The sequence below is a fragment of the Anabaena sp. CCY 9910 genome (assembly GCF_963920875.1).
Taxonomy (GTDB): Bacteria; Cyanobacteriota; Cyanobacteriia; order Cyanobacteriales; family Nostocaceae; genus Trichormus; species Trichormus variabilis.
The window spans coordinates 63,489-87,107 of record NZ_CAWUDJ010000029.1 but is presented as its reverse complement, the minus strand read 5'-3'; the positions used below and the strand labels follow the sequence as shown (position 1 = coordinate 87,107).

Annotated in this window: 17 protein-coding genes and 1 pseudogene; 2 read left to right on the top strand and 16 right to left on the bottom strand. The window is 39.6% G+C overall.

What is annotated here, in order from left to right; genetic code table 11:
- Positions 1 to 66 precede the first annotated feature (66 nt).
- From hpsP to ACM5QX_RS19960, 8 genes and pseudogenes are all read right to left on the bottom strand, one after another.
- Positions 67 to 1,239 (bottom strand): hormogonium polysaccharide biosynthesis glycosyltransferase HpsP, encoded by a 1,173-nt coding sequence (gene hpsP / locus ACM5QX_RS19995; RefSeq protein WP_414755103.1) that lies wholly within the window; start codon positions 1,237 to 1,239, stop codon positions 67 to 69.
- A gap of 53 nt (positions 1,240 to 1,292) precedes the next feature.
- Positions 1,293 to 2,471, bottom strand: a complete 1,179-nt coding sequence (gene hpsO, locus ACM5QX_RS19990; protein WP_414755102.1) for a hormogonium polysaccharide biosynthesis glycosyltransferase HpsO — start codon at positions 2,469 to 2,471, stop codon at positions 1,293 to 1,295.
- Between the two features lie 114 nt (positions 2,472 to 2,585).
- Positions 2,586 to 3,581, bottom strand: a complete 996-nt coding sequence (gene hpsN, locus ACM5QX_RS19985) for a hormogonium polysaccharide biosynthesis glycosyltransferase HpsN (protein ID WP_414755101.1) — start codon at positions 3,579 to 3,581, stop codon at positions 2,586 to 2,588.
- 95 nt (positions 3,582 to 3,676) lie between these two features.
- Positions 3,677 to 5,338 carry a hormogonium polysaccharide biosynthesis protein HpsL gene (gene hpsL, locus ACM5QX_RS19980; protein WP_414755100.1) on the bottom strand — a complete coding sequence of 554 codons (1,662 nt, stop codon included), beginning with the start codon at positions 5,336 to 5,338 and terminating at the stop codon, positions 3,677 to 3,679.
- 165 nt (positions 5,339 to 5,503) lie between these two features.
- Positions 5,504 to 6,844, bottom strand: a complete 1,341-nt coding sequence (locus ACM5QX_RS19975; protein WP_414755099.1) for an FAD-binding oxidoreductase — start codon at positions 6,842 to 6,844, stop codon at positions 5,504 to 5,506.
- A gap of 431 nt (positions 6,845 to 7,275) precedes the next feature.
- A pseudogene (locus ACM5QX_RS19970) lies at positions 7,276 to 9,005 on the bottom strand (diflavin flavoprotein).
- A gap of 68 nt (positions 9,006 to 9,073) precedes the next feature.
- The gene (locus ACM5QX_RS19965) at positions 9,074 to 9,571 is read right to left on the bottom strand and encodes a phosphate-starvation-inducible PsiE family protein (protein ID WP_011318197.1); all 498 of its coding nucleotides are present in this window, start codon (positions 9,569 to 9,571) and stop codon (positions 9,074 to 9,076) included.
- Positions 9,572 to 9,808: 237 nt separating this feature from the next.
- Entirely contained in the window at positions 9,809 to 11,539 is a 1,731-nt protein-coding gene (locus ACM5QX_RS19960) for a diflavin flavoprotein (protein WP_414755098.1), read from the bottom strand.
- A 208-nt stretch (positions 11,540 to 11,747) separates the two neighbouring features.
- Here ACM5QX_RS19960 and ACM5QX_RS19955 point away from each other — a divergent pair, with 208 nt between their 5' ends.
- Positions 11,748 to 12,695 (top strand): 1-aminocyclopropane-1-carboxylate deaminase/D-cysteine desulfhydrase, encoded by a 948-nt coding sequence (locus tag ACM5QX_RS19955; RefSeq protein WP_414755097.1) that lies wholly within the window; start codon positions 11,748 to 11,750, stop codon positions 12,693 to 12,695.
- A 135-nt stretch (positions 12,696 to 12,830) separates the two neighbouring features.
- Entirely contained in the window at positions 12,831 to 13,979 is a 1,149-nt protein-coding gene (locus tag ACM5QX_RS19950; protein WP_414755096.1) for an endo-1,4-beta-xylanase, read from the top strand.
- Positions 13,980 to 14,181: 202 nt separating this feature from the next.
- Here ACM5QX_RS19950 and ACM5QX_RS19945 read toward each other — a convergent pair whose 3' ends face one another.
- From ACM5QX_RS19945 to ACM5QX_RS19910, 8 genes are all read right to left on the bottom strand, one after another.
- Positions 14,182 to 15,612 (bottom strand): sugar transferase, encoded by a 1,431-nt coding sequence (locus ACM5QX_RS19945; RefSeq protein WP_414755095.1) that lies wholly within the window; start codon positions 15,610 to 15,612, stop codon positions 14,182 to 14,184.
- Positions 15,613 to 15,868: 256 nt separating this feature from the next.
- A complete protein-coding gene (locus ACM5QX_RS19940) occupies positions 15,869 to 16,642 on the bottom strand; it encodes a WecB/TagA/CpsF family glycosyltransferase (protein WP_414755094.1) in 774 nt (257 codons plus the stop codon).
- A 148-nt stretch (positions 16,643 to 16,790) separates the two neighbouring features.
- Positions 16,791 to 17,942, bottom strand: coding sequence for a glycosyltransferase family 4 protein (locus tag ACM5QX_RS19935; protein WP_414755092.1), 1,152 nt, complete (start codon positions 17,940 to 17,942; stop codon positions 16,791 to 16,793).
- 119 nt (positions 17,943 to 18,061) lie between these two features.
- The gene (locus ACM5QX_RS19930; RefSeq protein WP_414755091.1) at positions 18,062 to 18,955 is read right to left on the bottom strand and encodes a glycosyltransferase family 2 protein; all 894 of its coding nucleotides are present in this window, start codon (positions 18,953 to 18,955) and stop codon (positions 18,062 to 18,064) included.
- Positions 18,956 to 19,033: 78 nt separating this feature from the next.
- On the bottom strand, positions 19,034 to 20,050 hold the full coding sequence (locus tag ACM5QX_RS19925) for a hypothetical protein (RefSeq protein WP_414755090.1): 1,017 nt from the start codon (positions 20,048 to 20,050) through the stop codon (positions 19,034 to 19,036).
- A gap of 35 nt (positions 20,051 to 20,085) precedes the next feature.
- Positions 20,086 to 21,339, bottom strand: coding sequence for a glycosyltransferase family 4 protein (locus ACM5QX_RS19920; protein ID WP_414755089.1), 1,254 nt, complete (start codon positions 21,337 to 21,339; stop codon positions 20,086 to 20,088).
- A gap of 3 nt (positions 21,340 to 21,342) precedes the next feature.
- Positions 21,343 to 22,617 carry an O-antigen ligase family protein gene (locus ACM5QX_RS19915; protein WP_414755088.1) on the bottom strand — a complete coding sequence of 425 codons (1,275 nt, stop codon included), beginning with the start codon at positions 22,615 to 22,617 and terminating at the stop codon, positions 21,343 to 21,345.
- A 36-nt stretch (positions 22,618 to 22,653) separates the two neighbouring features.
- Positions 22,654 to 23,580, bottom strand: coding sequence for a glycosyltransferase family 2 protein (locus ACM5QX_RS19910; RefSeq protein WP_414755087.1), 927 nt, complete (start codon positions 23,578 to 23,580; stop codon positions 22,654 to 22,656).
- Positions 23,581 to 23,619 lie beyond the last annotated feature (39 nt).

Genomic DNA, 23,619 nt, shown 5'->3' with positions numbered 1-23,619 from the left:
TAGTCAATAGTCAATAGTCAATAGTCAATAGTCAATAGTCAATAGTCAATAGTCAGTTGTCATTACTCAAGTTTTGATGATTGTTTGGTAGGCTTGGATCATTTGCTGGGCGATCGCATCCCAGCTAAAATTTTGTAAGGCGTAATTTTGGGCGTTTAGTCCCCGGCGTTGGCATTCTTGGGGATTTTGTAGTGCTTGTTGTAATAGTTCTATCAGTGATTCTACATCTGTTGTCCCTACCCAGCCTGACTCACTATCGCGTACCTGTTGCCAAATATGTACTTGGTCGGAAATAACGACAGGTACACCTGCTACCATTGCCTCAGCGACCGCAATACCAAAGTTTTCATAGTATGAAGGTAGGACAAATAAATCAGCCGCTTGTAGTAAACTAGCTTTTAACTCACCAGTGACAAAACCTGTGATGGTAGAATGCGATCGCAGTGATGAGTTAGTAATTTGGTCTTTTATTTGCTGTTCATAATCTGGGTCTTGGGGATTAGTCCCAGCCAAGACAAAATGAAAGTTATTCCCGATTGCTAATAGTTTTTCTAACGCAGGTATTAATAAGTTTAACCCCTTTTTTGGGTCAATCCGCGACATAAATAATATTAACGGAATATTTTCTGGAATCCCCAACTGATTAACTAAGCTATTTCCTTCTTTCTTTTGTGGGGGGATAACACCCAACGGAATCACTAAATCACGCGTAGCTACACCAAATCTAGCTGACACTTTCGCTTCTTGTTCACTAGTAAAATGAATTGCTGCTGCACCAGCTAAATTACGCCGTTCGATAATTTCCACATACAACTTTTTCAATTGCTTTTTTTTCTGTAAATCAGACGGGTCAAGAGTACCCAAAGGGCGCAAAATATAGGGTAACTTTTGTTGGCGACATACAGTGGCTGCCGCACTACTTACAGGAGAAAATAAAGCATGAATATGGGCAATATCATACTCATGGGCGTGAATTTTTAACCACTTGAGTAAATCTAAAGAAAATTTATAACGGCGAAATGGAGAACAGCGAAAATATATTATTTCATAACCATCTTGTTTTATAGGAACATTCAAAGGCACATCTAAAGGTTTTTGACCACTATCACCATTGCTATCAGTTGTAATGATTGTAACTGTCGCACCTGCTTTTACTAACGCTGGTGATAGTCCCAATACCATTTGACTAGGGCCACCATAAATCAAAGAAATAGATGGGACAATTTGTAAAATTTTCATTTGCTTTTTTGTTAGTTGTCATTAGTCATTTGTCATTTGCTATTGACTAATGACTATTGACTATTGACTAATTCTTGGTAAAACTCAAATTGCTCTTTTGCTAAAGCTTTATTTGTATATTTAACCATCGCTTTTTGATAACCCCGTTCACCAAGTTCTTTGGTGAAATTCGGTTGTTCAATAAGTTGCAATAAGCAATTCGCCAATGCTTGAACATCGCCTTCAGGAAAGACTAAACCAGCATCACCGATGACATGAGGTATTTCGCCGGAATCAGAACCAATCACAGGTACGTGGCAAGCCATCGCTTCAATTAACACATGACCGAATTGTTCTTTCCAACCAACAGAAGTTAAGGTTTTAAAGTTATAAGTCGTTTCTGAGGGTAAAACTAAAGTACTCATTAAATTAATATAATTGGCAACTTCATCATGAGGAACACTTTCTATAATAATTACCCTGTCTTGAATATGATTTTCTGCGGCGATTTTAATTAACTCTTCTTGTAAAGAACCACGACCTAATAATAGTAACTTCCAGGTTTTATCTAGAGGTAACTTAGTTAATGCTTGCAAAAGTGTAAGCAAACCCTTTTCTGGCACAAATCGCCCCACAAAGCCAATCACAAATTCATCAGATTTGATGCCTAACTTAGCCGCTAATTCTGGTTGTGCTTGGGGTGTAAATAAAGTTTCATCTACACCCAATTGGGGCATAACTTTAATTTTTCCTTGATATCCCCGTTGTCGTAAAACTTCAGCGCCATCTTGATTACCAGAAATAATACCGTGGCTATTATTAAGGTTATATTTCTCTAATAAAGCAATGGGTAATTTTAATTCATAAGGTAAATTCCACCAAGTAAAAAAGATATTTTTGGCCTTCAGATTTAATAATTGATTCAAGGCAATCATTTGAGCGTATGCCAGACCCCTAGAACCTTGTTCTACTTGAATAATTTGCGGACGAAACTCACGCAACAAAGCAATTAAATCAGCCCCAAAAGTAAGTAGACCTTGATGATTTTGACTAAAGTTAGAAACAGGAACTAACTTAAAATTACCTTCATCCCGGTAATGAGTTTCAATAATTCTGTTTTGAACACCACCAGGTTTCCAGGTTTTAGGAACGACAACTGTAACTTCAATCGTCTGTTCTAATTGAGATAAAGCTCTTAGTTTTTGACAGTTGAGGTCTACAATATAAGTGTGACTGGCAACTAAAATTTTCATAAGTATTTGTTAGTTGTTAGTTGTCAGTTGTCAGTTGTCAGTTGTCAGTTGTTATTTGCTAATGACTAATGACCATTGACTATTGACTATTGACTATTGACTATTGACTATTGACTATTGACTATTGACTACTGATTGTTTATCCAGACGGCTGTAAATTTGACCATCATTCCAAGTTGACTGGATGACACTTCCTAACGCTCTGAAAAAACCTAAGATATAGAATATGCCACGGGTGACGATTTTGACGGGAGAACCGCTTTTGTGACAAGGGGGACGACCAAGGACGTGACAATCAAATAAACGGGCGTATAGGCGTAAAGCTTGGCTAAAATTGAGGTTTTTCAGTCCTAAGAGGAAATGATTGTGGTAGAAAGTGAATTGATATTGGAGCGATCGCATACTAATATCATGACAACCCCCCGTTTCTTCCCCTAAGTGGATTAAATCTGCCTCTGGGTCATACCAAATTTTATACCCTGTCTGCCGCAACCTTAAACAAAAATCTGACTCTTCACGGACTGCACTACCGCGAAATCTTTCATCAAACCTGAGTCCATACTTAGTAAAAATCTCTCGACGAAAAGACATATTACAACCCCTAGCGGTTAATACTTGCTGGGGTTTGACCGTATGCACCAAGTCGATATGATACCAAGCTACTCCTGGGTCCATCGCTTCAGGTGGGAGATACTCAATCTCCAAATTTCCCCCAGAATCACCTAATTTCATTCTGTCAAATACCCTACCTGCTACAGCACCTACATCGGGATTTTGTATGTAGTTTTTCACATGGGCTGCTAAAAATCCGGGCTTTAATTTGACATCATCATCAATAAATAAAACTATCTCTCCAGAGGCTCGCCGTATCGCATAATTACGTGCGCCTGGTAAACTAGCCCAATCTAAGCGAAACCACTTAACTTTACCTGCTGCGGCTACCTCTTCTAAGTAAGTTTCAATTTCTGGCTTGTGTTTTGGCGACTGGTCTACTACCAAAACTTCATAATTTGGATAATCCTGATTTAAGACATCGACAATGCTATCTCTGAGGATTTCCTCTCGCCCGTAGGTTGGTATGACTACACTAATCAAAGGCAAATTACTCATAACGACTTTCTACCTAGTTTAAATTTGTTGGCTGAGAGAATAGTCTGCCATAAACAACATTGTCATATTTGTTGCTCATATACTGAGAGTTTAGTCTATAAAAGTTTTAATTGTGGACGCTTTTTCTTGTTCTTTTGTTTAGGGTCAGCATTTTCCTTTTCTTGTTTGTCTATGACTGGCAATTTAAACAATATACCGGCGAAAAACCAGTAATATACAGCTACCGGGTCAACGTCTAAAGGATAGTAGTAAGTGTTATAGCTAATAAACAATATAAACACCCACATAGCAGCCGCATAAGTACGTAAATTACGGTCTTTGATTGAGCGATAGGCTTTGTGACCAGCAATTGTTATGGCAGTCACTAATGCTAAAAAAGCAAATGTTCCCGCGAAACCCACTTCATACAGGAGTTTAGGGTAATAAGTCTCAATCAACCTAGTTGAACCCAAGGTACGAGCCGAGTTAGTAGCTCGACCCAGACCATTACCTAGAGGATTACTTGTACTTCTCAAGGTGTCTTCAAATTGCTGGACAATAAATTCCTGGGGTGGTGATGCTTCCCAACGACTGGCCAAACTATTGACCCGTTCTTCTACAACCGCCGGGTTACTAGCCATAGCGATCGCCAACAGAGCCGCTAGACCTGCACCGATAGGAATAAAGCGTTTCAGGTTACCGATTTGGCCTGTAAGTACTAGCAGAATGACAAAACAGACGGGTACTAACGTCAAGGCAATTCTTTGTCCAGAGACAACCGCATTGATAAATACAGTCGCCATAGAACCTAAACTGATGAACCGCCAAATGATGGAAGGATCAGAAAAACCCGTGGCGAAAGCCAGAAAAGTACTAGAAATTAAAAACCATGCCCACTGCCAAGGAGCTACGAAGGTTCCAGGCAATCTAATCATCCCTTGGCTGGGACTGTATACTAAAGAACCACCAATATAACAACGTGCTTCTAGTGTTGCTCTGAATAAATCATTTCCTGTAGCATATCTAGTACCTTCACATATACCAGTTAGTAGCAACAAATACTGTAAGATACCTAGTGTGCCACATATCAAAATCAGACTGACTTGTAAGCGCGATATTAATAAAAAGTCCTTTTTATCCTTCATTAAGTAATAAACACAACCCATCAGAGGTAAATAACCTAAAAGCACCTTTAGTCCCAAAATACCCATACCTAAAGGTATTTCATTACTGGCTTGTTTGAATGGGCCAAGGTCAGGAGGGTTGAATTGTTGTGCGCCATTAACAAACAACAGTGTCAAAAGACACGTACCCAGTAAAACAAATAGGGGTATTCTAATTGCTGGGGGAACGATTAAAGGTAATTTTTGCTTACGGCAAGCTTGCCAAATTGCAATTAGGGCTGGAAAGTAGAACGCATCTTTTGCTAATTGCAGAATGGGACTGTTACCAATGTAGTAAGTGATAGTACCACCAGCCGGTACGTATATTAAGAACGCGATAAGTCCCATACGAGGGTATTTGTAGCAAAGGGACATGATAATGATCCCTAAGACAAGGGGAATAGCCGTCTTAATCCCGGCTACTAAAAATACTGCCAGCCCGACAAAAAGGCTCACAAAGGTAACAGTACTGACTATGCTAATGAGTTCTTTTCGTGCCTGGGCTACTTTGCGTTTTTGGGCTAGTCGTTCTTTGATACTCAGGCTGGGAGTTTCTGCCTGTGAATCTTTTGCCGACTTTTTAAAACCCTTAGTTTTTGATTTTAATACTGTCATAGGGGCATTTTATTCCATCGCCTAGACTTTATCATTTTGTGCAATTGCGCTGAGAGAGATGGCGGAAGTCATTGTTAGCACACTGACTCGCCATTTAACTACTAAACCATTGATACAATTTCCCTTTTTTAATAAGTGAAGATTTTTAAAAATAACTTGATGAATTTATGAAAACTTTAATACTTTACTTTTGCCAGGATTCATTAACCCGTAGGGGTCAACAATTTCTTTAAATTTTAATTGCTCAGGGTCAATCACTTTCCTGCCGCCGTCTTCAATAATATATGTGTGGGGATTGGCAATAAATACGCCTTTAGCTTCGTGGTAGCGGATAATTTCATTTAAGCGTTCTTCTGTGGAGTAGCGCACAAGTTGCAAAGCCGCAGGTATTACCATACCATTGACGCGAATAAATTCTAAATGAACCATCACTTCATCACCAAAGTAATGATATAAATCCGCGACTAATTCCAAGCCTTTATCCGCAGGAATAATGCTTTGTAAATATGTAAGGGAAGTATCTACATTTCGGGCGTGTAAAGTAGTGTGGTTCCAAGTAAATTCAGCTAGATTTAATCCCTTACCTGCTTCCTGGGCTGGCTTTTGGTAGGTGATTTGTCCACCATATTGCTGCACTAACCCAGGTAATGATTCTAAACTGGTTTCGGCAACTATCAGAAAAGCTGGGTGAGTATCTTTAGGGATGTATGGCTGTAGTGGGTGGAAGTATTGAGGAATTGGTGACGCAAAGATAGTGACTAGCTTTTTAATCATGCCATCAGCATTAGCTAAAGCTTGTCCAAACGTGGCAGCTGTGATGAAGTCGTCGAAGGTAACAATTACTTCAGCCCAAGGATAGGCAGGCCCCATAGGAATTTCTACTTGTGTGATAATGCCGTTAATTCCCCAAGCATGGTTTACTTTCTGTACATCGTCGCCACGTAACTCAATGACACGGGGTTCTGTTTCTAGGGTGACAACTCGCAATCCTAAAAGATTACCGCGATCGCCTAGTAAACCATATTGTACTGAACCAATACCACCACTACCACCTGCAATAAATCCGCCAATTGTGGCTGTACGATAGGTAGAAGGGGCCATCCGCATTTCCCAGCCCGTTTCTCGTGCTTTTTTATCTAAGGCTGCTAATTTCACCCCAGCTTCTACCCTAGCTACACCTGGTTTTACCCAGAGGATTTCTTGTAATTTTGTCATGTCTAAAATGACACCTCCATGCAGAGGTACGCACTGCCCGTAGTTGCCAGTTCCTGCGCCTCTGACAGTTACAGGTACGCGATGTTCTGCACAAACAGCAGCAACTTTGATGACTTCTTGTTCATTGGCGGGGCGGACTACAATATCACCAACTTTGCCTGCCAGTTTCGGGACAAGTACGGGGCTAAAGGTGTGGTAGTCCTGGGATAATTTTGCTACTTGATTGGGTTCAGTGATAGTTTCAATGCTTTCTAGGGAGTTAATGAGGACATCTAAGTTTTTGATTGTCATTGGTTTAGATCCTTTTTTTAACGCAGAGTGACGCAAAGGTTGGCGCGGCGAAAAGTTCTGTTCGCGTAGCGTCTCCGTCAGGAGAAGGAGGGTTTCCCTCCGTAGGAAACTTTTCAAGACAGAGGGGCGCGGAGAGTTATGACTTGGCGTGCTTGTGCGTTGGAAAATTTTAATTCCCATTTGTCACAGTACTATCATGCCACTTAACTTAATATAAAAACTTACGTAGCCTAACGCACCTTGTTATGTGGCGGTGCGTTAGGCGCTTAAAATATAATTCTGTGGTAAAAGCTTTCAGGAAAAATTTCTCTACGCAACTGGTACAATGGTAGGGTGCGTCAGATGTAGAAAATTCCTGAATTTGTACGAAATTATTAGGTCTGACGCACCCTACAGTTAGTTTGATTATGAGACTTGCGTAAGCCCTAAATCTAATGACTACCTGATTTGCGATGTTCAACGGCGGTTACACCGTCATTAGCTAACACTTCTCCTTTATCTACCACAGCATAAATTAACAGTCTGTCGCCGCATTCAAGTTGATTTGTGACAGTACATTCCAGGTAAGCTAATGCTTCAGTGAGAATTAAACAACCATTATCAGCTATTTTGGTTTCTAGATTCGCAAAGGGATTATCGCCTAATGTACTTTGACGGGAAAAATAGCGTCGGACATTTCTGCCTTCTTTGAGGATATTCAAGACAAATTGATCACCAATATGACTCATTAAATCTGCATTTTGCTCTTGAGCGATCGCCATCATAATCCCTGGCGGATTAAAGGTTGCTTGAGATACCCAAGAAGTTAAGATACCTTTGTGGCTTTCTTGGTCACGGGTTGTAACTACACACAGTGAGCCAATAATTCTCCCTACTGCTTGTTCAGTACGGTCTATTTTGGCTTCGGGAATTACTTGGCGAGGAGTACGTAATTTTTTGTTTTTCTTTAAAGTTTGGGCGAAAGTTGCTCCTGCGGCTTGACACTGTTGCAGAATTTCTGGGGTAGGACTAAAGCGGACTCGAATTGTATCAAAGCCTAAACGGTAATTGGCATCTTTGAGCTTACTTTCAATTAAATCTATGGCTTCGCCACTCCAGCCGTAGGAACCAAACACCCCAGCTAACTTAGTTTTTGCCGCCGTTGAGAGGACTACACCTAAAGCTGTTTGAATTTGTGTTGGTGCATGGCCGCCCAAGGTGGGGGAACCGATAATTATGCCATCACAAGCTTCCACAATGCGGGTAATTTCTGCCGTATCCGCCACAGTTCACAGTTGACGGATTGGACATTAACATCGTTTTGCACCAAACCTTGAGTGATCGCATTCGCTAAAATGCCAGTGTTGCCATAAGCGGAAGTATAAAGCAGTGCCACATTTAAATCTTGCGCCTTCTGTCCTTGACACCATTGACGGTAATCATAAGTAAAACGACTGAGGCTATAACGCACCACCGGGCCATGACCAGGCGCATAACATCTAGCCCCCAGCATGACTACTTTATCTAAAGCTGCTTCAACTTGTTTGGCTTGGGGTGCGTGGAGACAGTCGAAGTAATAATGGCGTTCCGCGTCTAATTTTTTCCAGTCTTCATCAAATAAAGTATCTTCGCAGATATGAGCGCCAAAAAATTTGTCTGTGTAGAGAATTTTAGTGGCTGAGTCGTAAGTAAACAAACCATCCGGCCAACGGGGAGTAGGCGCGGTGACAAATGTGAGTTGATGTCCTTGTCCTAAGTCGAGAATATCTTCAAAGCGTACCGCTTGAATCCGTGATTCCCATTCAGGAAAAGCCGTTTTCAAGGCGTTAGCCGCAGGACGAGAACAAATTAAAGTAGCTTGTGGTGCTTTGAAGAGTAACTCTTGTAGGGTCACTCGGCGGTTGGGGTTGACATGACCCAGAATGATGTAATCCAGAGTGGTGAAATCGAGATATTGGGCTAGTTGTTCTAAGTAAATTGCCGTAAAAGATTCACCAGGCGGGTCAATTAAGGCTTTTTTATCAGCTTGGATAAGATAGGAATTTGCCGTAGTTCCTCGTTGACGGGAATACTCAACTTCAAATTTTAGACGCTCCCAAGTGCGCGATCGCAAAATCAGCGTATGTTCACCAATATCCGCCACTTGTACATCTCTGGGACGGCTGGAAGTTGCAATAGTCATATTCAATTCTCCTTTAAAGATTGGTGGGTTATTAGATACCCGACTCGCTGAAGAAGTCAGGTATCTAGCTAATCTCGTCCGTTTGCCTGCATTTTTTGATAGCGCTTGGCTATTCGTTGTTCTGGGTCAATCCCTTCAAAAGTGGGCGGTAGCCAAACTCGCAAAACCAGCAATATTCCCAAAACTAATAAGAAGGCACAAGTTGCTAAAACTTGACTCCAATTAGTTTCTAATACACCTTTAACAATGACTTCTCGCAAAGCAGAGACAATGGAAACCTCTACCGCCACGCCTATAGATATGCGTTGTTCTTGGAGGTAGATAATCAACAGTCGGAATAACTCGACTAAAATCAGCAGAAACAAAATATCGGCAGTGACAACATGGAAATCTAAAGGTGGAAGCAGGGAAAGGAACATATCCCATACCTGAATAGCCATGAAGCTAAATAAACCGATACATAAGGAAATCACAATCACATCTTGAATCAATTCCAAGGTGCGGACAATGCGACCCCGATTGATTTCGTACACGGAAATTGGGCTATCTTCTACAGGTTTGTACATGGGATTGGGGATTGGGGATTGGGGATTGGGGACTGGGGATTGGGGACTGGGGACTGGGGATTGGGGATTGGGGACTGGGGATTGGGGACTGGGGATTGGGGATTGGGGACTGGGGATTGGGGATTGGGGACTGGGGATTGGGGATTGGGGACTGGGGACTGGGGATTTTCACTTAGACTTTTATTTTGAATTTTGAATTTTGAATTTTGAATTGTTAACCCAGTCCCCAGTGCTTAATTAGTAATGATTGCCAACTTTGCGATGATGAACGGCTGTCATTGCATGGACGTTGGCAACTCTGCCGACGTGAACAATGCTGTAGATAATCCAATGGTCGCCACAGTCAATACGGCTGGTGATTTCGCATTCTGTGTAAGCTAGGGATTCTGCAAGAATGGGGGAACCGTCGGTGGCTGGGTAGGTTTTGATGCCTGCAAAGCGGTCTGCACCAGGGGCAAAGCGTTTGAGGAAATGTTTCATCAATCCTTGATAGTTATCTTCTTCCAGAACATTCAAAACAAAGCGATCGCCTACGTGCATTAAGGATTCAATGGCGCGTTCTTTGGAGACGGCAATGGCTACTCCTAAAGGATTGAGGCTAGCTTGTGTCACCCATGAGGCGAACATGGCACCTTGAATTTCTCCTTTTTTGGTAGTGATGATATATAAGCCAGTGCTAATCCGCCCTAAGGCTTTCTCTAAGTCGGTGTTGATGGATTTGATTTGTTTGATGGTGCGATCGCGTGTCAACCATTGCCCTATATCTGTACCAGCTTCCTCACAAAGTTGTTCTGTGGTTTGTGTGGGAGCTTCTTTAATTAAAATTGGGGGGAAAGCTTCAACTAATCCCAATTCTTGAAACTTATTGCGTAAAGGAAAAACAGGTTCATCTTCTCCACCACCAGACTCTAATAAGCCTATGGCCTGTTTATGATGTACAGCCGCCAAGATAGTATTTAATGCTGCCTGGGCTGTCAGTGAATATTGGGATGGCATGGCGATGACTAAGCCAGATGCTTGAGCAACTAATTCTCTTACTTCTTGTGGTTCAGCAGTATTTAAGTCTATCAGTTCTACCGCCACACCTGTTTTAGTACATCCATGCCCCAAAGTATGTACTAAATGTTCACTATAGCCATAATCTTCAGCATAAAACAAAGCAACTAATGTCTCTGTTTTAGCTTGTTCTAAACTCCAGGTTTGATACCTGCCTAAGCACTCGCTAATATGATTTTGTAGTAGAGGCCCGTGTCCTGTAGCTACTGTGTTGATTGTTAAGTTTTCAATGCGTTTTAAAGCTGCCAACACAGACCTAGCATTCGGCCCCATCAGACAATCATAGTAATATTTAAAATCTTCTTCAATGGCGAAGAAATTTTCATCATAAGTCTGATCATCGCAATAGTGCATCCCAAACACATCACAAGTGTAGAGAATCCCTGTTTTGTGGTCATAGGTCAAAATTGTATCTGGCCAATGTAAATTCGGTGCAGAAACAAATTCTAAGTTGTGGCCATTACCTAAATCTAAGCGTTCTCCACTTTTCACCTGAAGGGATTTAAATGGTTGGTGAACCATATTTTCTAAAAATTGAATTGCGACTTTAGCCCCAACAATAGTGATATTAGGAGCTAGTTGTAAGATATCCCTTACTAAGCCGCTATGGTCTGGTTCTGTGTGACTAATAATCAAATAGTCTATTGTGTTTGGGTCGATTAATCCAGCAACTATCTCTAGATAGAGTTTCTCAAACTTGCGGTGTGAAGTGTCAACTAAAGCAATTTTTTCACCTTGAATTAAGAAAGAATTATATGTGGTGCCATTACGTAAACCAAATTCAATATCGAAACGCTCCCGATCCCAATCCAGACAGCGAATAGCAGTTGTTTCAGCTGCAATTTCCACAGTTTGCACTGTCAAACGTCCTCTGTTGGCATTAGCTTGTGTATCTTCGGTGAGTGCAACCATAGGTTTTCTCCCAAAAAATATGATTAAGTGTTAAATATTCTTCTTCTTATATTGAACTGAGAATCCTATTTGGTAAAATGCCAATTCCTGAAGCCATTTATTAGCAAAGTTTATTATTCATGGAAATTGCATTAGCATTGAAAATAATCAATGTTAATCATTGATAAGCTAACGCGCCCCTAAATTGCATAATTACTAACAAGGATCGATGTCATTGACCTTTGTTCCTCCCCCAATACAAAAAATCAATAGTGAGATTGCTAACAACGCTGGCGTAGAAATTGATGTATTACGCCTTGATTTAATGCACCCTTGGGTAAACGGTAATAAGTGGTACAAGCTCAAATACAATCTCTTAGAAGCCAAGGAGAAAGGTTATACAACATTACTTACCTTTGGTGGCGCATATTCTAATCACATCTTTGCTACAGCCGCCGCCGGTAATCTGTTAGGTTTCCAGACTATTGGTGTGATTCGCGGGGAGGAAACCTTACCCTTAAATCCCACACTAAGTTTTGCCACAAAACAAGGTATGCAGCTTGTCTATGTGGACAGGGAAACCTATCGACAACGGAACAGCACCATATTACACGCAGACTTAAGGAAACGCTTTGGTGATGTATTTATCATTCCTGAAGGTGGTAGTAATTTGAATGGTGTGCGCGGTTGTCTAGAAATCATCAGTGCCACAACACAAGCATTTGATATTGTGTGTGTAGCTTGTGGCACAGCCACCACCCTAGCAGGTATCGCTCTGGCATTGGAACGGAAGCAACGTGTGATCGGTTTTCCTGTGTTAAAAAATGGGGGTTTTCTCGCACAGGAAATTACTCAGTTTATGAATAATTATGTCGCGGCGGGGTTGCCCATTTCATCTAGTTCTCCCGCCTCTTGGGAATTAGTTTGCGATTACCATTTTGGCGGTTACGCCAAGGTGAAAGATGATCTTATCGTGTTCAGTCAGCAGTTTACCCAAACCCACGGCGTACCCCTTGATTACGTGTATACCGCGAAAATGTTTTATGGTGTGATGGACTTGTTAAAGCAAAGATATTTTACAAAAGGCGATGGTCTCCGACCGACCGTAGGTCATCGCATTTTGATGATTCACACTGGTGGCTTACAAGGAAATATCGGGATGAGTGAACGATTGTAATGGTTTTTAGGAAGTATATTTTCTCTGATTGTTTAACATTTATTTTTTTATATTTCGTCAGTAAAACTGCTATAAAAACTGTAAAACTTTAATGTGCAATATAATGACTCCTGTGTTTTCTATTAGGTATTATTTATGTTCCATCGGAGAAAATTTTTAAAGAGAGCAGGATACACAACTCTATCTGCTTTCTTGACGATGGGGTTTTTACAAAGGGATAAACAGAGGGATATCCGTAGTACGGATATTGCGGCAATAAATACGAATTTTCCGTTGCGGCAATTAGCTGCTGCCAAAGGAAAACGCTATGGTGCAGCAGTTGACAGTGAAACTTTAAAAAAATATCCCGACTACGCAAAATTAATTGCCCGTGAATGTTCAATTGTGACACCCAATGGCGAATTAAAATGGAATGCCACTGAACCGCAGCCTGGATATTTTACTTTTGCAGCAGCTGATGCGATCGCCAACTTCTGCCAAAAGAATAACCTGAAAATGCACGGACATACCCTGTTCTGGAACATGGCAAAACCAGACTGGCTTCCTTACCCCCCCACTATACCCATGATCGAACGGCACTTTAACGGCGTGATGGGGCATTATCGCCATAGTCAGGTTTTAACATCTTGGGATATCGCTAATGAAATTATTGCCTACAGTGAAGACGAAGCTAAGGCCTCTACCTATGGCTTACATAAAGGCGTAAAACCAGAATTAATTCGAGATGTGTTTTTAATCGCCGCTTCGATTGATAGCAGCAAGAAATTTTACCTCAATGATTTCTCCATTGAAGGTGATACCTGGAAATCCAGGTATTTCTTAAAAATGATTGAGTATCTCAAGAATAATGGCGCGAAGATAGATGGAGCAGGTATCCAGTCCCATCTGTGGTTTTCTACCAATTATCCTTTTGATGAAAAAGGATTTGTTGGTGTTTTAAAAAGGCTCAAAGAACTGGAAGTTAAACCAGTAATTACCGAACTAGATATTATTATTGATACCCCTCTACCAGACACTATCGAAAAGCTCGATCAAATGGTGGCAGACTCTTATCAGCGATATCTTGACTTATGCTTTGCTAACGGAGTTGATACCATCATTACTTGGGGTATTACTGATCGCCATAGCTGGATACGTCACCCTGATTGGATGCCGCAAAAATTTAAGGGAAATCCCAGCTACCATAAGTTTTTGCGTCCACTTCCCTACGACGAGAATCTGAAACCTAAACTTGCTCGTAAAGCGATCGCTCAATCTTTTATCAAGGCTGCTGCTTCAAGATGATTCCAATAGGTGCTATCTATTTGCTAGAGAATAGCCTTCTTAAAAGCAGCTTCTTCAAGTCCATTCACATAGGTACTGCATATTTGCTAGATAGTAGCTGTCATATTCCCCTTTCCAGCTAGAGCTATAAATCCCAATTTGAAAAGGGTGTAAGCGTTTTAACACCTACACCCCTTATTCAGAACCTTGATGTTGATTCAAATCAATGTGCGCCTGTCTTCTGAATCACAACTTTAAAGGTTTGTAACAAAATTCTCCAATCCAACCAGATAGACCAATTTTCGATATAGTCCATATCTAGTTTGAACGCGTCATCGAAATTATCAATGTTGGAACGTCCAGAAACCTGCCACAAACCAGTGATACCAGGAAGAACTTCTTGACGAATAAAATGATTATTCTGGAACTTCTGGACATCACGCATAGGTAAAGGACGAGGCCCGACAAGGCTCATTTCTCCCAAGAACACATTAAACAATTGTGGCAATTCATCCAAACTGTAGCGGCGTAAGAATTTCCCGACTCTTGTGATGCGAGGGTCGTCTTTCATTTTGAAAAACACACCATCTTTCATTTCGTTTTTAGCTTCTAAAGAGGCTTGGATTTTTTCCGCATTCGTCACCATTGTCCGGAATTTCCAAATCTTAAAGGTTTGGCGATGTAAACCAACACGTTCTTGCTTGAAGAATACCGGCCCTGGAGAATCAAACTTGATCACCAAAGCGATCGCCACATATACGGGTGAAAGTAAAATGATGAGGATGGAGGAAAAGCAAAGATCAAAAAATCGCTTCATCCAAAAATCACCACCAACAATCAGAGGTGCGGGGATTGTGGGATAAAAGACCTCTCCAATCATATCGAACGTAGATTTAGGGAGAGAAAATTCACTCATTGTTGGCAACAAACGCAAGGTAATTCCAGCGTTATAGAAATACCAGCAAAGGAACAACCGATTTTTGATAGTATCCCAAGCAATAAAAACTTCATCTACATTTTGAGCATGAAGATATGCAAAGGTTCTTTCTCTATTAGCTAAATCTAAACATTTAGAGTTAGCATAACCTTGAATTGCAAAGTAATTCTCTCGTTCCAGTAGCTTTACATGGTAAGGCTCTTTTTCTTCACCATCAGCAATAATAAAAATCCGGTGACGTACTGCGCCTTTTTGACGGATTGAATTAGTAAAGAAGTTAAATAAATAACGAAAAGTGCAAATGAAGCTGATGGACAATAACCAATGCACTAGAAAAGTTGTATAGGGAATATAAGTGTTTTGTCCATAGAGAACTTCTACAAATAACAACAATACAGATGATAAAGAAATGGCTTTAACTACACCTGCATAGTTCCGCCTATGAATACCAGCTTTATATAGCCCTGTTGTTTGAAATATAGCGATCGCCAAGCTCAAATCGAGCAGCATAAATGAGATATTGTGTATCGAAAGTAATTCAATAGGATTACTAGATAAAACTGCTAGATTCCAGGCAGAGGCTATAAATATTGCATCCAGAAATACCAGAATTACTACACGCATTAATCTGATAAACAACCCTCTCTGAATTCTTGGACTGTTAGCAGAGCGTAAGTCTGGTTTTAAACTTTCTATAGAAACGTTACCAGAAACCATGAGTATATTATTCCTCCATCTTAATATTCAGCGTTGACAACAAAAAAATATCAGGTTTAATTTTACGGTTTATGCAAAATCAATCTTCCTAACAGTTTTAATAACATCCGTTTTTTCTTTGAAAAAATCAAATAATCATGTTTTTCCAGTTATTTATTCTGGAAAATATTGTAATCATTGGTATTTAAAAACACAGGTTTTAATCAACCTTACGTATTGATTACACTAATGTCAAAGTCTGACGAATAGTGAAATCCTATTTTGATTGACTAGATAGACTCCAGATTTCTCGTAAGAAAAGAGTGCCTAAAAACCACGGCTCAAGTAAGTAACGTCTCCACAATCTAGTTGGTTCGCTCAACAACCTATACAACCATTCCAGCCCCATTCTTCCCATCCAACGAGGTGGTGTGGGTATCGCCCCTGCCACATAGTCGAGGCAAGCTCCACTGGTCAAAATAGCATTGGGTTGAATACGTTCCAAATTTTGGGAAATCCAATGCTCTTGCCGTGGCATCCCCATCCCCACCATTAATACATGGGGTTTGTAATCATTGATGGCCTTAATAACAGTGAGATTTTCTTCACTCTCTTCACTAGTATCAAAATAGCCGTGAGAGCAAGCAATTTGTAACCCAGGAAACTTTTGGCGCAAAACACTGGCTCCTTGTTCAGCAACTCCTGGTTTGGAACCTAGATAAAATATCCGCCAACCCTTACTGGCTGCTTCTTCCATGAGAGGCCATACCCAATCCGCATAGGTTACTCTCTGTTCTCTCTTCATCGGAAAACCTAGCAGCTTGCCAATGAAAACTATAGGCATACTATCAATATGGATGTATTCTGCCTTAGCATAAAAGGCTTGCATTTCTAAGTCTTTGTGGAATAGATAAAGGCTATGCAGGTTGTGATTAGCAATAATCCATTTTTTGCCCTGCTCAATAGACTCCTCAATTAAACCATTTAATTCAGGGATAGAAAGAGCATCTACTCGAACCCCAAGAAGTTTATAAGAAGGCCGATTCTTCATGGCTTGTAAATATTTTGTAAATCTAAGAGTCTGGAACACACAAAAGCTAAGGTTTTTATAATTAACCGGTTAAGTCTATATTATCATTGACCTACGTAAAAATACTAAGTTTTTTGGTTAAATATCTTGTGAAGAGAGATAAATATTGTTAAGAGTCTATTGTCTTCATCAGTATTTCTGCTGTATACTTACTCTTGGCAGTCCAAGAATATTTTTCTTTAATCAAAAAATATGCTTGTTGGACAAGCTGTTGATATTCATCGATATTTCTAGTAGCGTCCACAATAGTATTAGCAACTTCTTCGCAAGAGTACCCAGATATTAAAAGATGCTCTTTGTGACGAAAGTCTTCTAAACCTCGCAAGCCTTCTGGTGTTGAGACAACTAACTTTTTGCTGGCAAAAAAATCTAAGGCTTTATTGCGAGCGCCACCTGCTACGGCTTGCTTAGGGAATGGCAGCAAGGCAATGTCTGCATATTGAAGATGCTCAAGGAAATCTTCACGTTTAGGTAGAAACCCTAAAAAAGAAATATTAGAGGGAATGGGTTCTGCAATATCGCTACTATCCCTACCAATGACAATAAAATGAATGTTTTGCTGATGACTCTCAAGGGATTTTGCCACCTCCATAGTCATGGATACGGACATATCATTAGTAGGGAACTGAAATGTTTTAGGAGCAATAACAACGACTATTTTAGCTGGTCTTAATGCTTGGTAAGGGTCTTTAGCCAAACGCGATTCATTATTCAGTAGGTCTTCAGCTACTCCATTACCTATACAATAAATCTTTTGATGATTCTTACCATACCACTGGGAAATTAGTTGAGGTGTTGATTCACCCGCCGCAATTATTGGGCATCCAGAGAACACTAATAGTCCTTGAGCAATATACGTTTTAATTAATTGGGTAAATTCTTTAAAAGGATTGGCTACTGAAAACAAGCGTGTCCAATATTCATATGGTGAAAAAGTATGAAAATCTAAGACTAGGGAAAAATTATTCTTTTTCTTCAACTTAGTTGCAATGAGAGCAGCTAAACTAGGTAATGTTTCTTGAGCATAGACAATATCTGGTGCAAATTCATCAATGCACTTTTGAATATTTTGAATGTACGACTTCAGACTGCGTGAGCCAATAGAAAGAGAAGGGGCATAGTCTACAGCCGAACAATCTAGACCCAACTGAAAAACTTGAAAATATTGCGTGAGATTCTGTCCTAAGTAAAAAGGTCTAGTAAAAGCGCCAAATGGTTGGCTAGAATCAAGATTAGAAACAATAAGTAAGCGTTTACCCATAGAAAGATTGAGATATTTTTTCTAATTTAAGGCAGGTATTTTTTCAGATTTGTTCAATTATTTACTAGAAGTAATATCTCTTATGCAACTACATTTGATAAATACCTCTACAGGAGTAATTAAACTTCTGGCTTAGGTTCTTTGGGGTCTTCAGAGAAGGTGGGAGAAGTTGCCAAATTCTTGTAACCAATGATTGCTCTGATATAAGGCAAAAACCAATAAAATACCCAGAATGGCCCAGAGTGTCTGCTACAAAATGTAGTCCAGGGTTGCAACGGAAATCCTTTTATTTGTAGAATTTTTCGTAAGCGTTCTAATACAGTAAGATTTGTATCTACCCAGCTATTCCGGAAGGAATTTTTATTACAAGTACCTATATAACCGGGTGCTGCCCATACGTGACAACCTAATTTACGCGCTCTGAGAGCGTAATCCAAATCTCCCAAACTGTGAATAAAAGCAGTATCAATATTACCAACTTTCAGGGTGACACTATGAGGAATGAGAACGCAGTTTCCATACATAGCATCGCATTTTTGTACATCTGAAGTTGGTTCTAAAAATTCAAATTTGTTAGAATACCACTTTTTCGATTTCACGGCTCCGCCATAAGTGGCTTGCTTCGTAATCGGGTCTTGAGTAGAACCGACTACAATTGATTGTTCATAACCTTGTGCTGCCAAATTTTGATGAACCTGCAATAACTTCTCTAAAGCATCGGCTGCGAGAAATGTGTCGTCATTCAACCACAGGTAGTAATCATACTCATTTTTTATCGCTTCACCAAAGGCCAGGTGCATTCCCCCAACCCAGAATAAATTACCATCCCCCTGAAGGATTTTGACATTTGGATATTCTGCTTTAATTAACTCTGCTGTACCATCAGTACTACCATCATCAGTTAAATAAACATCAAAATGATTGGTTTGTTGATATAGAGCTTGTAAACAAGCAAGAGTGGTATTACGTCGGTTGTGGCAAGTCATGATTACCGCTAGGGTTGGCTGCTCCATCTCATTTACCTCATATAATTTTCCTGAAAACAATAGTTAAAAATCAGAAACTTTCCGTTATTTTTGCAGATTTGATTTTTAGAATTTAGCTGTCTTCTCTATCAAGCTACTCAAATTAATTTTTATATTGAACTTTTGTAGTTTCTGCTCTATTCTTCTAATTGCTAACATATATCTATGTAACACTGATGTGCGAGACATATTAAGCCTGACAACCTCTTGGGATAACCACTTATATTTATCAGAATTAATATTGAATTTTTTCAATTTTTTAATCTGTGTATTCCAGTCGTTATAAAAAAATAAATTGAAATAATGAATGGATGTAATTTCATCCCAGTCCTGCAACCGTAGTTCTGGTGATAAGCGATTGTGTAAAGGTAGAGGATAACTGTAGTTATGAGAGAAATGTTCTACATTATCTGTTAAGGCACATAGTGTCACCGACAAGACAGACTGTTCAACAAAGTAAATGCCTTGAGGAGGAGTTATATCCAGGTGCATTACTTTGGTAAAATTTTCTTTCCAAGCTGTAAATATACCTGCACTTCTTCTCACAGCGACTAAACCAGAATTCCAATAGGCTCTAATTCTTTTATTGCCAATGGGCGTGTTAACAAATATCTCACGCTTGACCCCCAGCACTTGGTATAATCTTTGCCAGTACCATTCTTGAGGGTCTTGCGAACCTGTCGAGCCGATTCCTTGCCCATACTCAGGACGTACCCGCACGTTACAATTTTCCGGCAGTAAAAATTCTGTTGGTTCAGCAAACAAGCATTTATCGCTATCTAGAAAAACTAATATTTCTGCATCAATATTCTGTTCTGCATAGGCACAAACTAAGGGTTTATTCGCTAAATAGTATTCATGAAATTCTTGGTTAATCGGAATTTGTTGGTGAATGACTTGTAATGCTGCAAAAGCTTCTTGGGTTTGTTGAGATATTGGCTCACCAACTCTAGGATGAAAACTATATATGGGTGTATCTTTTAAATTGCCACAAAACTTACGAATACTGGTAGCCAGCATTAAGGATTGGGCTTCTAATCGACCAGGTTCTGTACAAATTATGAAAGCTAAAGGTATTGACATAATAATTATTTATAAGATTTTTAACTCAATAAAAACTAATTTCTGTTATGTAATATTGTCTGAAAAAGGGCTGAATAGCGACGGGCTTGAAGTTCCAAGGTAAATTCTCTTTCAGCTTTTTCTCTGGCGTAAAATGACAGTTTTTGTAGCCTCTGCTCATTTTCCAGTACCCAGTTAATTCCTTGAGCAAAATCGTCGGCTTCGTAAGGTTTAGCTAAATAGCCGTTTTGCTGATGGTCAATAATATCTTTTAAGCCAGTGGCATTAAATGCCACAACGGGAGTACCACAAGCGAGTGATTCAGAGGCTGTCTGTCCAAAAGACTCTTGCAGAGATGGTACTAACATGACATCTGCTGCTGAGTAGACGGCTGCTAAGGAGATATCGTCGTGCAAGTGTCCTAAGTAGTGGGTTTTGAAGCCTAAATCAATTGGTTTTTCGGGTTGGGATGCACCAAAAATGACTATTTCTAAGTTATCGCCCCAAGCAGACTGGCTTAATTGTTGTAAAGCTGGTTGCAACAGATGAAACCCTTTATTTCTGTCACTGGTTGCTTGTATTGCTCCGAACAGTACCAGTTTTTTATCTTGGGGGAGATTGAGTATCTCCCGCGCAGAATGTTGACTAATGGGACGATATTTGTGTGTATCTAGTCCGTGAGGAATCACTTTTATGGGTAGATTTTGGAACAAAGGGCTAGAGCGAGCGCACTCTGCTAACCAATGACTGGGTGAAACCAAGGTAATATTCAGGTTTTTCCAAGCTTTGGCTTTACGCTGCCATATCCAACGTGATATGTCTTGTTCATGATTACTATTAAGTTGAGGACAGGCTCCGCAGGAAACTTGATAGCGATCGCATTCTCCAATAACGTGACATCCTCCAGTAAAGTCCCCCGTGTCATGAATAGTCCAAACTAGAGGTTGTTTCAGCTTTGCCACTGTTTCTATTTGCATAAATCCTCCCCGAATCCAGTGCAGATGGATAATATCAGGAGCAATTTTTGCCACTTTAGAAGCTACTGTATCAGGCAACCACTGAACTGAATATGGGTTATGACTACGCTGAGGATAAAACTTTAATGGCAAGGCATCAAATGTCAGTTTTGCTCTAGCAATTCCTTGAAATAATCTAATTTCGGGTGCAATCACTGTTTTGTCATTAGTTAGCTTCTCTTGCACCAGCATCTGTGAGTTGACACCAATATGCCGTAGTCCACAATGCAATCTATAAGCAGCACGAGCTGCTCCACCATCAATATCAGATTTATTAATTAGTAAAACATTCATTATTTACTCCCTTACAGTTATTCGATTCGACGACATAAATTCTGCTTTCAAATCTTCTTTAATACCCATGCGTATTCGCTGATAGCTAAGACTTAAGGATAAGGAAGTTGTGATATACATTAACCAGTTCCAACTCGGAGTTAGTAATCTGGCTTCAGAAAAATTGACGATAACAATGATAATTAACATTTGCATCGGCCAATAATCTTCTGGCTTTTTGGCTACTGAAATAATTCGACCTAATGCCAGGACAAAAAATCGTATAAAACCGGCTGCAAATACCAAAAAGCCTAAAAATCCTATGTCTAACAATAGTTCCAAGAAACCATTATGGGAGTTACTAGCCCATTCGTAGGTTGCTCTGACATTGGCTGCTTCAGGACTATTCCAAAACCCATAATATCCATAACCAAACCAAGGTCTTTCCCAAACTTTAGAAATTATTGGTTCCCAGAGATCAGCACGCCCGTTAAAAGTTAAATCTTTACCTGAAGTACCCACGATATTTTCAATATTAGTCATCAGTAATATTGTAGAAAGTGTGAGTAATATTAGAGCTAAACCAATCATAATAACTTGTAATTTATAATTGGTTTTTTTGAAAAATCTATAAAAAGGTAAAATTAGGATTATTGTTAATAAGATTGTCAAAGATGTCGTAGAACGGGAAAGGATAATTAGGGATGTAGCCATACCACATAATGTCCACATCAACCAAGTATATTGATAACTACTTAAGGCTAAGTGCAGAAAAATTCCCGCACTCCACGCCATCATGTATCCTAGCTCATTTTTATGTCCATAAATTCCACTCCACATTCCTGCTAATTCAGGCGCTTTGTGAATATAATCTGGCAGGAATGTAGAGAAAAACAGAGATAATAATGTGGCTACACCAAGAGCTAAAGCTATGAGCCTCATTTGCTCTCTTATGGAATAGCGCATGGCTAAATATATGGCTAACAAATATATTCTGATTAGCCCTCTGGTATAGTTCAGAGCAGTTCTAATATCTTCCGACCATAAAAGAGATAATATAACTATCCCTAATAAAATGAACTGTAAAGGCTCCTTGGTAATGACATATAAAAAACCTTTCCAGTAAGAAATTATAAAGAAGAAAAGAATTAAATATGAAACTATATTGAATAAAGTATCTAGCTTGTCGCCACCTAAAGGAGAGGTTGAGATTTCTTGTGCAGGATGTATTGTTAATGCTCCTACAGCAATTAATAATAGTAATATAGTTAATATTTTTTCCGGTAACTTGACATTCATAGTGCTATTTTAATCGTTGTAGTAATTTATAGGGCATTATTTATAGGATTTTGAATAATTAAGTTTTTTCTTTAATTCCTCTTTAAAAATATCTAAAGCTGTTGCTTTATAAACAACTTTTTGTGTAAAAGTATCCGCTTCTACGTTACGAATAATGTATGGCGGATGCTTTAAGGGAAATTCCATTGGTTGGGTCGGTAGATTGATGAAGGAAAATTCCTGATTAGATGTAAAATGAGTTGCATCTGCACCCACGCCCACATTCGCAACTAAATTAACGTTTGGTGTAATACTTAGACTACCCTGCATCCAACAAGCAAAAGTCCATTGGTAATCCCAAGTGATGCCTGTAGGATTTTTGTAAATAGTTTGAAATGTTCTACGCCAATAATTGACTGCTTTTGAGTCGAGCAGAATGTCATATAAAAGATTTTGTGCTTGCACTTCTTGCCAGAGTTTGATGTTTAAATCATAATGTTGCCAAGCACGTTTCCAAGTTGCCCAACCCCAACAATGGCTATAGCGAGAGAAATAATAACTATAATCTGTCCGTTTATTGCCAGCTTGGACATTTTGTGCAGAAATACTAGAAATTCTCGTATCATTTTGATATTTTTCTAGTAATTCTTCACTAAATCGAAAAAAGCTATTATGTGGAATGCAATCATCTTCCAAAATGATGGTCTGGCCTACCTGATTAAACACCCAATCTAAGCCGCTAGAAACTCTCGTTGCACAACCTAAATTAGTATCTGCATAATTTTTGATAACTTCGCATTCCCAATCTACTTTGTCAATAATAGCCCTGGTTGCTTCGCACTTTTCCGCCTCACCTGGGCGGTCATTCCGGGGGCCATCGGCAATGACAAAAAGTTTTTTCGGTTTGACTTGTCGAATCGCCTGGAAAACTTTTTCTGTTGTTTGTGGGCGTTTAAAAATAATAAAAGTTACTGGTGTTTCCATATTGAGTATGAGTTAGTATTTTAGTTAGTTTTAAACAGG

Coding starts and splice junctions, on each gene's coding strand:
- hpsN (WP_414755101.1), bottom strand. CDS start 3,581: ATGAGTAATTTGCCTTTGATTAGTGTAGTCATACCAACCTACGGGCGA.
- ACM5QX_RS19920 (WP_414755089.1), bottom strand. CDS start 21,339: ATGAATGTTTTACTAATTAATAAATCTGATATTGATGGTGGAGCAGCT.
- ACM5QX_RS19940 (WP_414755094.1), bottom strand. CDS start 16,642: ATGAAGAATCGGCCTTCTTATAAACTTCTTGGGGTTCGAGTAGATGCT.
- ACM5QX_RS19930 (WP_414755091.1), bottom strand. CDS start 18,955: ATGGAGCAGCCAACCCTAGCGGTAATCATGACTTGCCACAACCGACGT.
- ACM5QX_RS19925 (WP_414755090.1), bottom strand. CDS start 20,050: ATGTCAATACCTTTAGCTTTCATAATTTGTACAGAACCTGGTCGATTA.
- ACM5QX_RS19945 (WP_414755095.1), bottom strand. CDS start 15,612: ATGGTTTCTGGTAACGTTTCTATAGAAAGTTTAAAACCAGACTTACGC.
- ACM5QX_RS19965 (WP_011318197.1), bottom strand. CDS start 9,571: ATGTACAAACCTGTAGAAGATAGCCCAATTTCCGTGTACGAAATCAAT.
- ACM5QX_RS19935 (WP_414755092.1), bottom strand. CDS start 17,942: ATGGGTAAACGCTTACTTATTGTTTCTAATCTTGATTCTAGCCAACCA.
- hpsP (WP_414755103.1), bottom strand. CDS start 1,239: ATGAAAATTTTACAAATTGTCCCATCTATTTCTTTGATTTATGGTGGC.
- ACM5QX_RS19955 (WP_414755097.1), top strand. CDS start 11,748: ATGTCATTGACCTTTGTTCCTCCCCCAATACAAAAAATCAATAGTGAG.
- ACM5QX_RS19960 (WP_414755098.1), bottom strand. CDS start 11,539: ATGGTTGCACTCACCGAAGATACACAAGCTAATGCCAACAGAGGACGT.
- hpsL (WP_414755100.1), bottom strand. CDS start 5,338: ATGACAGTATTAAAATCAAAAACTAAGGGTTTTAAAAAGTCGGCAAAA.
- ACM5QX_RS19915 (WP_414755088.1), bottom strand. CDS start 22,617: ATGAATGTCAAGTTACCGGAAAAAATATTAACTATATTACTATTATTA.
- ACM5QX_RS19950 (WP_414755096.1), top strand. CDS start 12,831: ATGTTCCATCGGAGAAAATTTTTAAAGAGAGCAGGATACACAACTCTA.
- ACM5QX_RS19910 (WP_414755087.1), bottom strand. CDS start 23,580: ATGGAAACACCAGTAACTTTTATTATTTTTAAACGCCCACAAACAACA.
- hpsO (WP_414755102.1), bottom strand. CDS start 2,471: ATGAAAATTTTAGTTGCCAGTCACACTTATATTGTAGACCTCAACTGT.
- ACM5QX_RS19975 (WP_414755099.1), bottom strand. CDS start 6,844: ATGACAATCAAAAACTTAGATGTCCTCATTAACTCCCTAGAAAGCATT.